Source organism: Streptomyces griseoluteus, from assembly GCF_004784465.1.
Taxonomy (GTDB): Bacteria; Actinomycetota; Actinomycetes; order Streptomycetales; family Streptomycetaceae; genus Streptomyces; species Streptomyces griseoluteus.
In genome coordinates, this window is the sequence record NZ_SRRU01000004.1 from 196370 (window position 1) to 209482 (window position 13113).

Below are 13113 nucleotides of genomic sequence, written 5' to 3' on the forward strand. Positions count from 1 at the left end.
GGGAAAAGCTGAGCAACGCTGATTCAGGGCTTACCAACGCAACATGCCGCAGCCGCTCCGGCAACCCTCCTTCCGGAGGGCGCGCACCCGCAAGGAGCGCTCGTGCTGTGCCAGAAAGGGCGCTTCGTGGCCGATTCCGGCAACCCCAACGAGAACATTCCTTCCACCGACGCCGGCGTCACCGGCGAGGCAGTCGCCGCCTCGTACGACGCCAGTGCCATCACCGTGCTCGAAGGGCTGGACGCGGTCCGCAAGCGCCCCGGCATGTACATCGGTTCCACCGGTGAGCGCGGTCTGCACCACCTGGTGTACGAGGTCGTCGACAACTCCGTCGACGAGGCGCTGGCCGGGCACGCGGACACCATCGACGTGACGATCCTGCCCGACGGCGGGGTGCGCGTGGTGGACAACGGCCGAGGCATCCCGGTCGGCATCGTGGCCTCCGAGGGCAAGCCGGCCCTCGAGGTCGTGCTGACCGTGCTGCACGCGGGCGGCAAGTTCGGCGGCGGCGGCTACGCCGTCTCCGGCGGTCTGCACGGTGTGGGCGTGTCCGTGGTGAACGCGCTGTCCATGAAGGTCGCCGTCGAGGTGAAGACGGACGGCTACCGCTGGACGCAGGACTACAAGATGGGCGTCCCCACGGCGCCGCTGGTGAAGAACGAGGCGACCGAGGAGACCGGCACGTCGGTCACCTTCTGGGCCGACCCGGAGATCTTCGAGACCACGGAGTACTCCTTCGAGACGCTGTCCCGGCGTTTCCAGGAGATGGCGTTCCTCAACAAGGGCCTGACGATCAGGCTCACCGACGAGCGCGAGTCGGCGAAGGCCACGAGCGGCGCGGACGAGGCGGGCGCGGACGAGAAGGCCGAGGTCAAGTCGGTCACGTACCGCTACGACGGCGGCATCGTCGACTTCGTGACGTACCTGAACTCCCGCAAGGGCGACGTCGTGCACCCCACGGTCGTCTCGCTGGAGGCGGAGGACAAGGACAAGAGCCTGTCCCTCGAGGTCGCCATGCAGTGGAACGGCGGATACAGCGAGGGTGTCTACTCCTTCGCCAACATCATCCACACCCACGAGGGCGGCACCCACGAGGAGGGCTTCCGGGCCGCGCTGACCTCCCTGATCAACAAGTACGCGCGCGACAAGAAGCTGCTGCGTGAGCGGGACGACAACCTCACCGGTGACGACATCCGCGAGGGCCTGACCGCGATCATCTCGGTCAAGCTGAGCGAGCCGCAGTTCGAGGGCCAGACCAAGACCAAGCTGGGCAACACCGAGGCCAAGACCTTCGTGCAGCGCGCGGTCTACGAGCACCTCAACGACTGGCTGGACCGCAACCCGGTCGAGGCGGCGGACATCATCCGCAAGGGCATCCAGGCGGCCACCGCGCGTGTGGCGGCCCGCAAGGCCCGTGATCTCACCCGGCGCAAGGGTCTGCTGGAATCCGGCGCGCTGCCGGGCAAGCTGTCCGACTGCCAGTCGAACGACCCGTCCAAGTGCGAGATCTTCATCGTCGAGGGCGACTCCGCCGGCGGTTCGGCCAAGTCCGGCCGCAACCCGCAGTACCAGGCGATCCTCCCGATCCGGGGCAAGATCCTCAACGTCGAGAAGGCGCGGATCGACAAGATCCTGCAGAACCAGGAGATCCAGGCGCTGATCTCGGCCTTCGGCACGGGTGTGCACGAGGACTTCGACATCGAGAAGCTCCGCTATCACAAGATCATCCTGATGGCGGACGCCGACGTCGACGGCCAGCACATCAACACCCTGCTGCTGACCTTCCTGTTCCGCTTCATGCGGCCGCTGGTCGAGGCCGGGTTCGTGTACCTCTCCCGCCCCCCGCTGTACAAGATCAAGTGGGGCCGGGACGACGTGGAGTACGCGTACTCCGACCGCGAGCGCGACGCGCTGATCGAGATGGGCCGCCAGCGCGGCAAGCGCATCCGCGAGGACTCCATCCAGCGCTTCAAGGGTCTGGGTGAGATGAACGCGGAGGAGCTGCGCGTGACCACGATGGACCCGGAGCACCGCGTCCTCGGCCAGGTCACCCTCGACGACGCCGCCCAGGCCGACGACCTGTTCTCGGTCCTGATGGGCGAGGACGTCGAGGCCCGCCGCCTCTTCATCCAGCGCAACGCCAAGGACGTCCGCTTCCTCGACATCTGAGTCGGTCCCGGCTGACCGCACCAGGGAAGGATCTTCACCAGCAATGACCGACGAAACCCCCGAGTTCACGCCCGAACCGGTGACCCCGGAGGAGGAGACGGGCGAGACCGTCACCCTCCGGATCGAGCCGGTGGGCCTCGACGCCGAGATGCAGCGCTCGTACCTCGACTACGCGATGTCCGTCATCGTGTCGCGCGCGCTGCCCGACGTCCGGGACGGCCTCAAGCCCGTCCACCGCCGTGTGCTGTACGCGATGTACGACGGCGGCTACCGCCCCGACCGCGGCTTCTACAAGTGCGCGCGCGTCGTCGGTGACGTCATGGGCAACTACCACCCCCACGGCGACAGCTCGATCTACGACGCCCTGGTCCGCCTCGCCCAGCCGTGGTCGATGCGCATGCCGCTCGTCGACTCCAACGGCAACTTCGGCTCCCCGGGCAACGACCCCGCGGCCGCCATGCGGTACACCGAGTGCAAGCTGGCGCCGCTGTCGATGGAGATGGTCCGCGACATCGACGAGGAGACCGTCGATTTCAAGGACAACTACGACGGCCGGTCCCAGGAGCCGACCGTCCTGCCCGCCCGCTTCCCCAACCTGCTGATCAACGGCTCGGCCGGTATCGCGGTCGGCATGGCGACCAACATCCCGCCGCACAACCTCCGCGAGGTCGCGGCCGGCGCCCAGTGGCACCTGGAGCACCCGGAGGCGTCGCAGGAGGAGCTGCTGGACGCCCTCATCGAGCGCATCAAGGGCCCGGACTTCCCGACCGGCGCGCTGGTCGTGGGCCGCAAGGGCATCGAGGAGGCGTACCGCACCGGGCGCGGCTCCATCACGATGCGCGCGGTGGTCGAGGTCGAGGAGATCCAGAACCGGCAGTGCCTGGTCGTCACCGAGCTGCCGTACCAGGTGAACCCCGACAACCTGGCGCAGAAGATCGCCGACCTGGTGAAGGACGGCAAGATCGGCGGCATCGCCGACGTCCGCGACGAGACGTCGTCCCGCACCGGCCAGCGTCTGGTGATCGTCCTCAAGCGGGACGCGGTCGCCAAGGTCGTGCTGAACAACCTGTACAAGCACACCGAGCTGCAGACGAACTTCGGCGCCAACATGCTGGCCCTGGTCGACGGGGTGCCGCGCACGCTGTCGCTGGACGCGTTCATCCGGCACTGGGTGACGCACCAGATCGAGGTCATCGTCCGCCGGACCCGGTTCCGGCTGCGCAAGGCCGAGGAGCGCGCCCACATCCTGCGCGGTCTGCTGAAGGCCCTGGACGCCATCGACGAGGTCATCGCGCTGATCCGGCGCAGTGACACCGTCGAGATCGCCCGCAGCGGCCTGATGGACCTCCTCGCGATCGACGAGATCCAGGCCAACGCCATCCTCGAGATGCAGCTGCGCCGGCTGGCCGCCCTGGAACGTCAGAAGATCGTCCAGGAGCACGACGAGCTCCAGGCGAAGATCAACGAGTACAACCGCATCCTCGCCTCCGAGGAGCTGCAGCGGCAGATCGTCCACGACGAGCTGGCCACCATCGTCGAGCGGTTCGGCGAGGACCGGCGCAGCACGCTGGTGCCCTACGACGGTGACATGTCCATCGAGGACCTGATCGCCGAGGAGGACATCGTCGTCACCGTCACGCGCGGCGGCTACATCAAGCGCACCAAGACGGACGACTACCGGGCGCAGAAGCGCGGCGGGAAGGGGGTGCGGGGCGCGAAGCTGAAGGAGGACGACATCGTCGACCACTTCTTCGTCTCCACCACGCACCACTGGCTGCTGTTCTTCACCAACAAGGGCCGGGTCTACCGGGCCAAGGCGTACGAGCTGCCCGACGCCGGCCGGGACGCGCGCGGCCAGCACGTGGCCAACCTGCTCGCCTTCCAGCCGGACGAGGCGATCGCGGAGATCCTGGCGATCCGCGACTACGAGGCGGCGCCGTACCTGGTGCTGGCCACCAAGGCGGGCCTGGTCAAGAAGACTCCGCTGAAGGACTACGACTCGCCGCGCTCCGGCGGTGTCATCGCCATCAACCTGCGGGCGGGCGAGGACGGCACGGACGACGAGCTGATCGGCGCGGAGCTGGTCTCCGCCGACGACGACCTGCTCCTCGTCAGCCGGAAGGCGCAGTCGATCAGGTTCACCGCGTCGGACGACACGCTGCGCCCGATGGGCCGTGCCACCTCCGGTGTGAAGGGCATGAGCTTCCGCGAGGGCGACGAGCTGCTGTCGATGAACGTGGTGCGGCCGGGTACGTTCGTGTTCACCGCGACGGACGGCGGCTACGCCAAGCGGACGGCCGTGGACGAGTACCGCGTCCAGGGACGTGGCGGTCTGGGCATCAAGGCTGCCAAGATCGTGGAGGACCGGGGCTCGCTCGTCGGCGCGCTCATCGTCGAGGAGAGTGACGAGATCCTCGCCATCACCCTCGGCGGCGGTGTGATTCGTACGCGCGTCAGCGGGGTCAGGGAGACGGGCCGTGACACCATGGGCGTCCAACTGATCAACCTGGGCAAGCGTGATGCCGTGGTCGGCATCGCTCGCAACGCCGAAGCGGGGCGTGAGGCGGAGGAGGTCGACGGCGAGATCGTCGGCGACGAGACCGCCGAGATCACCACGGACGAGGGTGAGGCGCCCTCGGCCGAGTAGCACGAGGAGTGAATCACGTGAGCGGAGCCACGGACGCCGGATCGGCCGGTACCTCCACGGGTACGGAGACGGACGGCGGCCGTGGCTCCGCCGCGCAGGCGGCCTCAGCCGATACTTCTTCTGCTTCTACTCCTGATTCTTCGAGTTCCCAGGGGGGAACCGTGACGGACACCCGTGGTGCGCGGGCCGACGCCGGTACGACCGAGGGCATGGCGGCCTCCCCGCTGCCCGGTGAGCGCGGCCCCGAGCAGCCGGCCGGGCCCTACCACCCGCCGCAGGCGTACGCGGCGCAGCCGCCGGCCGGGGCGGTACGCCGTCCGCGCACGGGGGTCGGCACGGCGCCGCGCACCCGCAAGGCGCGGCTGCGGGTGGCCAAGGCGGACCCGTGGTCGGTGATGAAGGTCGGCTTCCTGCTCTCCATCGCACTCGGCATCTGCACGATCGTGGCGTCCGCGGTGCTGTGGATGGTGCTGGACGCGATGGGCGTGTTCTCCACCGTGGGCGGCACGATCTCGGAGGCGACCGGGGCGACCGAGGCGACCGGCTTCGACCTCCAGTCCTACCTCTCGCTGCCGCACGTCCTGATGTTCGCGACGATCATCGCGGTCATCGACGTCGTCCTGGCCACGGCCCTGGCGACGCTGGGCGCCTTCATCTACAACCTCTCCGCGGGCTTCGTGGGCGGCGTCGAGCTGACCCTCGCGGAGGACGAGTGAGGGTGTCTCCCGCCTCGGTTGACGATCCCCCGACAACCGATTTTGGGACTGCCCCGGTCGTGCGCTAATCTTCAGGAGTCAGCGCGCGGGACACACCCCGCGAAGCGGGCGGGGCTATAGCTCAGTTGGTTAGAGCGCATCCCTGATAAGGATGAGGCCACAGGTTCAAATCCTGTTAGCCCCACATTTTCGAAGACCCCCAGTCGGTACCGACTGGGGGTCTTCGGCGTTCGCGGATGTTTCGTCCGGGAAGGTTTGGGGGGCCGCGCACGCAAAAGACCCGATCGCTGGCGACGGGGGATGCACCAGCGATCGGGCTATGGCCAAGGGTAACAAGGTTGGGGGCGTTGCGGGGCCAACGGGCTTGATCGATGGGGGAGTTGGCTGATCTTGGTGGGTCAGCGGGGGCACGGGGGGTCGTAGGAGAGGCGGGGGAGGTACTCGTGCCACTTCTGGGGCGTGAGGACACCTCGGGTGACCGCGCAGATGTGCCGGACCGCCTCGTCCGCGTCCAGGCTCCACAGCCGTACGGTGTCCGCGCCGCTGGAGACGCCGAGGACGTGGCTGCCGGGGCTGAAGGCGAGGAAGTTGCCCGTCTTGGCGTACGGGCTCATCGACTGGCCGATCGGCGTCGCCGAGCCGGGGTGGGTGACGTCCCAGAGGCGGACGGTGTTGTCGTTGCCGCCGCTGGCCAGGGTGTGGCCGTCCGCGTTGAAGGTCAGCGAGGTCACCGACTCCGTGTGGCCGGTCAGGGGGTGCCCGAGGGGTGCGGCCGAGCCGGGGTCGGTGACGTCCCAGAGGCGGACCGTGTCGTCGTCCCCGCCGCTGACCAGGGTGTGGCCGTCCGGGCTGTACTCCAGCGCGTTGACCGGGCCCGAGTGGCCGGTGAGCGGGCGGCCGCGCAGGACCGGCCGGGCCGGGTCGGCCACGTTCCACAGCCGGATCGTGCCGTCCGCGCTGCCGCTGGTCAGGGTGTGCCCGTCCGGGGTGAACTCCAGCGCGTTGATGTATCCCCGGTGCCCGGCCAGGGGCGGCCCGTAGGGGGCGGGGCGGGCCGGGTCGGCGACGTTCCACAGGCGGAAACGGTGGTCGTCGTAGGCGGTGGCCAGGACGCGGCTGTCGGGGCTGAAGACGAGCGCGTCGGAGCCCATGAAGCGGGTCATCAGCTTGAGCGGGGGCCCGGCGACCACCGGATGAGCGGGGTCCGAGACGTTCCACAGGTACACCGAGCGGTTCCCGGTCAGCACCGCGAGGGTGCGGCCGTCGGGGGCGAACATCAGGGTGCGCTGCCCGCCGTCCGCCGGCATGAACGGCGCGCCCAGCGCCACCGGCCGCCCCGGTGCCGTCACCCACCACAGCCGGACCCGGCCGTCGCGCGCCGCAGTGGCCAGCACCTTCCCGTCCCGGCGGAACGCGGCGCTGCGCCCGGTCATGTCCGAGGTCGGCACCGCCCACAGCCGGGCCCGGCCGTCCCCGCTGCCGGTGGCGAGGGTGCGGCCGTCCGGGCTGAACCCCAGCGCGTACATCTCCCCGCTGCTCCCCGCGAGCGGCTCGCCCACCTGGGACGGGGAGGCGGGGTCGGTGACGTTCCACAGGCTGGCCGTGGAGTCGGCGCTGGCCGCCGCCAGCCTGCCCCCGTCCGGGCTGAACGCCACCGACCACACCGGCCCGGTGTGCCCGGTCAGCGGCGCGCCCAGCGGGGCGGGACGTGCCGGGTCGGCCACGTTCCACAGCCGGATGGTGTCGTCCGCACTGCCGCTGGCCAGCACCTTGCCATCGGGGCTGAACGCCACCGAATGCACCAGATCGGTGTGCCCCCGCAACACCCCGCGCCGAGCCTTGGCATGCCGGGGGTCGGCCACGTCCCACAGCCGTACGGTGTCGTCGTCGCCCGCCGAGGCGAGGGTCCGCCCGTCCGGGCTGAACGCCACCGAGCGCACCGGCGCGCTGTGCCCGCGCAGCGCCTGAAGCGGTTTCGCCCGGTGCGGATCGGCCACGTTCCACAGCCGTACGGTGCGGTCCTCGCCCGCGCTGGCCAGGGTGCGGCCGTCCGGGCTGAAGGCGACCAGGTAGATCGTGCCGTCGTGACCCGTGAGGGGCTCCCCCAGGGGCTTCGGGTGAGCGGGGTCGGTGACGTCCCAGAGGTGGATCGTGCCGTCGTCGCCCGCGCTCGCCAGGGTGTGCCCGTCCGGGCTGAACACCGCGCTGCTCACCCAGGACCGGTGCCCGTGCAGCGGGGCGCCCAGCGGCTTGGGGGCACCCCGGTCGGCGACGTTCCACAGGCGGACGGTGCGGTCGTAGCTGGCGGTGGCGAGGACCTTGCCGTCCGGGCTGAAGGAGGTCAGGTAGACGGCGCCGGTGTGACCGGTGAGCGGGGTGGCGAGCGGGGCGTTCACGATGGAGATCAGCCTGCTGTAGGCGCCCTCGTCGTCCGGGCGCAGCCGGTGCGCGACCAGGTCGAGGCCCGCCGCGAGCGAGGGGTCGGTGTGCTGGACCCGGTCGGCCTCCGCGAGGACCTGCTCGAACACCGCGTCGTTCCGCTGCTGCCAGGCCACCACCGCGGCCCCCGCGGCGAGCACCGCCAGCACGGTGAGCGCGGCCACCGCGGCCCTGCTGATCAGCACCGTGCGCTTGCGCAGCCGTACCGAGGCGGCCAGGAAGTCCAGTGCGCCCCGCGTCAGATAGGTGTCCCCGGCCGTCTCCGCCCAGCCGCGCGCCTGCTCGAGACGGGAACCCCGGTACAGCAGGGAGCTGTCGCGCTCGGAGTCCTCCCAGGCCCGGCCGTCCTCCTCCAGCCGCTGGCGCAGCAGATGGTCGCCCCGGTTGTCGTCGATCCAGTGCCGCAGCCGGGGCCAGGCGTGCAGCAGCGCCTCGTGGGTGATCTCCACGGTCTCCGCGTCGAGGGTGACCAGCCGGGCGCGGACCAGCGCCTCCAGCGACTCCTCGGTCTTGTCCGGGTCCGTGGATTCGCTCGCCAACTGGCGCCGGGTGCCGCGCCTGCGAGTGGCCTGGGTGTCCTCGCCGAGCCGGACCAGGCGCAGCAGGAGCAGCCGTGCGGCGGTGCGGGCGGCCGGGTCGAGCCCGGACCAGGCGCGCTCGGCGGTGGCCGCGACCGCGCCCTGGATGCCGCCCGCCGACCGGTACCCGGCCACGGTCAGCCGGCCGGCCTTGCGGCGCTGCCAGGTGGCGAGCAGGGCGTGGGAGAGCAGTGGGAGCACGCCCGCGTCATGGGCGCCGCGCGGGCCGTCGGCGCTGACCTCGCGGACGATCAGCTCGGTCAGGCCCGCCTCCAGCTCCAGCCCCACCGCCCGCGCCGGTCCGGTCACCGCCTCGCGCAGTTCGGCGGTGGTCAGCGGGCCGAGCACCATGTGCCGGTGCTGGAGGGCGTCGGCGAGCTCGGGGTAGCCGAGGCACTCCTCGTAGAAGTCGGCGCGGATGCCGAGGACGACCTGGACGGGAGCGGGGCCGGCGGGTCCGGGGGTGCAGGCGGCGTGCAGGAACTGGACGAAGGCCCGGCGGTCTGCCTCGCTCGGGCAGAGGGTGAAGGTCTCCTCGAACTGGTCCACGATCAGCACCGGCCGGGCCGTCCTGCGGGCGGCGGGCGCCGGGGACTCGGGTGAGGAGCGGGGGCCGGGGATGGTGACGGTGCCCGGCGGCCGCCGGTCGAGGGCCCACTCGGTGACCGCCTCCCGTATCGCCCCGGCGGCCGGGATCCCGTCCTCCTCCCCGGCGGCCCGCGCCTCGGCGGCGAGCGGGGCGAGGGCCGGGACCAGGCGGGTCAGTTCCCCCAGCGGATCGGCGCCCGGCACGAGCTGGAGGACCGTGTGCGCGCCCTCCTCCTCCAGCGCGGGCACCAGGCCGGCGTTGAGGAGGGACGACTTCCCGGCGCCCGAGGCACCGACCAGCATCACCAGTCCCCCGCCGCGCTCGGCGGCCCGCAACTGGGCCACCAGCGCCTCCGTGCCCCGCTCCCGGCCGAAGAACCACCGGGCGTCCTGCTGCCGGTAGGGGGCGAGGCCCCGGTACGGGCACACCGGCGACTCGGCGGGAGGTGGTTCGGCCGCGGGGCCCTCGGGGCGCTCGCCCACCGGGTCGGCCAGGGCGCGTTCCCACAGCCGCTGCCACTGGGCCAGGTCGTACAGGCCGCTGGAGACCGGGGTGGGGCTGGCGCGGCGGGCCTCGGGGATGAGGATCTGGAGGACTGCGGCCAGGGCGGCGAACTGGGCGGGCGCGTTCTTGGCCCGTCGCCAGTCGCTGATGCGCTGCGCGGAGACCCGTACCGGGCGGCCCCGCTCGTCGACCCGCTGGAGCCGGACGACCGCCTCCGCGACGCTTTTCAGGGGCGGATTCCCGGCTTCCCTGTACAGCAGGGCGAGGCGTTCGGCGAAGGCTGTGCGTGCCCCTGAGTCGGAACCCAAGGTCCCACCCCTCACTTCCCCCATCTGATGCGTCCGGACCGGAAAACTCACCCTATACGGCTGACCTGCGGGAAAGCCCTGGCTCGGTGGTCCGGATCTCCTCGCCGGTTGCCACAGATGGCAGGATCGCATCGCGGTAGCGGAGCTGTCACACACCGTCCGGACAGGCCACCGGCCCGGTCCGCGAGCGGGCCCCGCCGCACGCCGAACGTTCTCGGTCAAAGTTCGCCGGGAGCGGCGCACGGCGTGGCGGGACGCCACGAGATCCACGGACCCACCGCGCCGGGCACACCGGCACGGCTCGGGACGAAGACCCCCCGCTCCGTTCGGTACCGGTCCCCACGAGGGGAGGGACCGGTGCCGGACGGGCGGTGGCGCGACCGGTTCGGGCGCGTGCCTCCGGGGCAGGGACGTCGTGGGCGCGGGCCGTCGAGGGGCCCGGGGCCGCCCGTGCGAGCAGGGGAGGACGCATGAAGGTGTCCGTGGACCGCGAGGTCTGTTACGGCTCGGCCGAGTGCGCGTACCGCGCTCCCGAGGTCTTCGACTTCGTCGAGGGGTACGGCGTGGTCAGGCCCGGCCGGGAGGATTCCGGGGACGATCCGCTGGTGCGCGAGATCGTGGAGAAGTGTCCCTCGCAGGCCGTGCTGCTGGGGGAATGAGGCGGACGCGGTGCGGGCCCCCAGGCCGGTGGCCGGGGGGCGTTCCGTGTCGACGGTCGGGTACGCAAGTCGCCGGTGTGTCGAGACGTCCGCGGTACTGGATGCCTGCCGTGGGGCTCGGCGGTCTCAGCAGTCCAGGTGGGACGCGTACTGCTCGGTGCTCTCCTGCCGGTGCGTGGTCTCGGTGCGGTCCGGGGCGTTCACGCGGTACGGGGCGAGGGCGCCTGCTTCCCGTCCGGCCAGTGAGCGGTGCCGGCAGTTGGGGGACTTCCCGTGGGCCTCGGCCCGGATGCGCTGCTTCATCGTGGGGGGCAGGGACCTGGCTTGTGGCCAGACCTGGTGGCTGACGGCCGCCGGTGCCTCCGGCGCGCTGTGCTCCGTGCTGCCGTGACTCGGGCTCTCGGTGTTGGCCGAGGCGACCGGGGCGGTCGCGGTGACGAGTCCGAGCGCCGTGCACAGCGCGAGGAAGGCGGTGACGATGGCGGTCCACAGCGTCATGACCTTGTTCCTGGCCATGGCCCCTCACTTTCAGGTTGGGCGATTTGCGTACTTTCCTCATGATGTGTACGTGGGCGGCGAAGTGGTGGACCGACGCCCGTGGCGCGTTGATGTTCAGATGAACACCACTCGGATGGGCGCAAGGAGGTGGAAAACCCCTGTAGCTGTCCCTAAACGGGAGGAACACAACCCTCTGTGCGGGTGTGATCACCCTCCGATCGCAACGGCTCCGGGCCGCCGGGAGACGGGAGTTGGGGGCCCGCGCAGGTCACCGATCGGTCTCGGCCGGTGTGTATAGTCGGGCGCCAGAGGTCCCCTACGTCAACGAAAGACGAGGTCGCGCGGTGAAGAAGCTGCTCCTGGTCGCACTGGCCGCCATCGGCGGTCTCCTTGTGTACCGCCAGATCCAGGCGGATCGCGCCGAGCAGGACCTGTGGACGGAGGCCACCGACTCCGTGCCCACCGGTTCCTGAAACCCCGGCACCACGGTCTGAACGAACCCCGGTCGCTCGAGCGGCCGGGGTTCTGTGTTGCCGGACCCCGGAACGTGAGGTACGCCTCGTCCCGGAGAGCCCCGGCGTTTCGGACGGCCACGCGAAAACCCTGATGGCGCAAGCGGTACCGGGCAGTATGGGCCCCGGCGCGGTGACCTAGGGGCAGGGGGCGGCTGATGCGGCGGGGGTTGCGGAACGCGGTACGGGGGCTGTGCGCGGGGGCCGTGGTGTGGGCCCTCGCCGGGACACCCGCGGTGGCCGTCCCAGACGGATACGCCTTCACGCCGGGTGCCGAGAACCTCGCCGGGTCTCCGGACACCGCCGGGGCCCGGACGCTCGTGCCCGGCCACACCTACCGCAGTTCGCTCCCCGCGCACGGCCGGCTCTACTACCGGCTCACCCTCACCGCCGCGGCGAACGCCTACGTTCCCGTCACCGCCGTGCCTCCGCGCGGCGCGACCGTCGCCGCCACCGACGGCATACGGGTCTCGCTCCAGGACGCCGACGGCAACGCCTGCTTCTACTCCTCCGCGTCCTTCGGCGCCGGACTCAGCCCCCGGCCCGTTACGGCCGTCGGCCAGCGGGACACCGGCAAGTCGCTGTGCCAGAGCGCGGCCGTGTACTACCTGCTGGTGGAGCGGCTGGACGCCAAGAACTCCGATCCCGGCCGCTGGGACCTGGAACTGGCCCCCGCCACCGAACCGGGCCTCGCCGCCACCGGCCCCACCACGCCGCCGGGCGCCTGGAACTCCGCCACGCCCCTCCCGCCCGGCGACGCCCCGCGGGAGAGAAAGGGGGGTGAGGGCTTCTCCTCCGCCCGCCTGCTCGGCCAAGGCGTCTGGCGCACCCGCCTGGCCCCCGGCGACACCGCCTTCTACAGGGTGCCGGTCGACTGGGGACGCCAGGTGCACGCCGGCGCGGAACTGTCCGCCGCCACCGGCCACGGCTACGTCGGCGGCGCCCTCACCCTCTCCCTGCTCAACCCGGCCCGCGCCCCCGTCGACGACGTGGCCCTCGGCTACACCGGCACCCGCCGCGCGGTGTCCCTCGCCCCGGTCCCGCCGGTGGAGTACGCCAACCGTTACGCGGTGCCGAGCGGAGAGAACGGGGTGCGGTTCGCGGGGGACTACTACGTCGTCCTCCACCTCAGCGAACGCCTGGCGGACTCCTTCGGCACGGGCCCCTTCGGGGTGACGCTCCGGGTACGGCTGGACGGGACTGCCCACGCCGGCCCGAAGTACCGGGGGCGCACCGAGCCGACGGACCTCTTCTCTGTGAGCACGGGCGACTGGGGGCCGGCTCCGGGTGAGGGCACCGGGGGCACCAGGGGCACCAGGAGCGGTGATCCGACGATGCGGGTGCTGGCGTACGGCGGGCTCGGTGCCGGTACGGCGCTGCTGCTGGCGCTGGGGGCGTGGACGCTGCTGGCTCGGCGGTCTCGGGTGTAGTCCGGGGCTTGGAGCCCACACCGGCAGTCGCAAGACAGGCCACTGCGAGCCCTGGCGATGTGGG

Annotated in this window: 8 protein-coding genes and 1 tRNA gene; 7 read left to right on the forward strand and 2 right to left on the reverse strand. The window is 71.4% G+C overall.

Going from position 1 to position 13113, the window contains the following annotated elements:
* The first annotated feature begins 102 nt into the window (after positions 1–102).
* The 4 genes from gyrB to E5082_RS12820 all read left to right on the forward strand — a co-directional run bounded on the left by gyrB (position 103) and on the right by E5082_RS12820 (position 5716).
* Positions 103–2169, forward strand: a complete 2067-nt coding sequence (gene gyrB / locus E5082_RS12805; RefSeq protein ID WP_135791375.1) for a DNA topoisomerase (ATP-hydrolyzing) subunit B — start codon at positions 103–105, stop codon at positions 2167–2169.
* 43 nt (positions 2170–2212) lie between these two features.
* Positions 2213–4816, forward strand: a complete 2604-nt coding sequence (gyrA, locus tag E5082_RS12810) for a DNA gyrase subunit A (RefSeq protein ID WP_135791376.1) — start codon at positions 2213–2215, stop codon at positions 4814–4816.
* 17 nt (positions 4817–4833) lie between these two features.
* Positions 4834–5532 (forward strand): DUF3566 domain-containing protein, encoded by a 699-nt coding sequence (locus E5082_RS12815; RefSeq protein WP_135791377.1) that lies wholly within the window; start codon positions 4834–4836, stop codon positions 5530–5532.
* Between the two features lie 110 nt (positions 5533–5642).
* Positions 5643–5716: transfer RNA gene (locus tag E5082_RS12820), tRNA-Ile, on the forward strand.
* 214 nt (positions 5717–5930) lie between these two features.
* Here the strand turns inward: E5082_RS12820 and E5082_RS12825 are convergent.
* A complete protein-coding gene (locus tag E5082_RS12825; protein WP_135791378.1) occupies positions 5931–9974 on the reverse strand; it encodes an nSTAND1 domain-containing NTPase in 4044 nt (1347 codons plus the stop codon).
* Between the two features lie 446 nt (positions 9975–10420).
* Here E5082_RS12825 and E5082_RS12830 point away from each other — a divergent pair, with 446 nt between their 5' ends.
* Positions 10421–10609: a ferredoxin gene (locus E5082_RS12830; protein WP_030805981.1), complete on the forward strand. Its 189-nt coding sequence runs from the start codon at positions 10421–10423 to the stop codon at positions 10607–10609.
* Between the two features lie 126 nt (positions 10610–10735).
* Here the strand turns inward: E5082_RS12830 and E5082_RS12835 are convergent, their stop codons facing one another.
* Positions 10736–11125: a DUF6344 domain-containing protein gene (locus tag E5082_RS12835; protein ID WP_135791379.1), complete on the reverse strand. Its 390-nt coding sequence runs from the start codon at positions 11123–11125 to the stop codon at positions 10736–10738.
* Between the two features lie 326 nt (positions 11126–11451).
* Between E5082_RS12835 and E5082_RS32920 the strand changes: the two genes are divergently transcribed.
* Positions 11452–11580, forward strand: a complete 129-nt coding sequence (locus E5082_RS32920; protein WP_003999697.1) for a DLW-39 family protein — start codon at positions 11452–11454, stop codon at positions 11578–11580.
* A 197-nt stretch (positions 11581–11777) separates the two neighbouring features.
* Positions 11778–13049 (forward strand): hypothetical protein, encoded by a 1272-nt coding sequence (locus E5082_RS12845; protein ID WP_229918818.1) that lies wholly within the window; start codon positions 11778–11780, stop codon positions 13047–13049.
* The last annotated feature ends 64 nt before the right edge of the window (positions 13050–13113 follow it).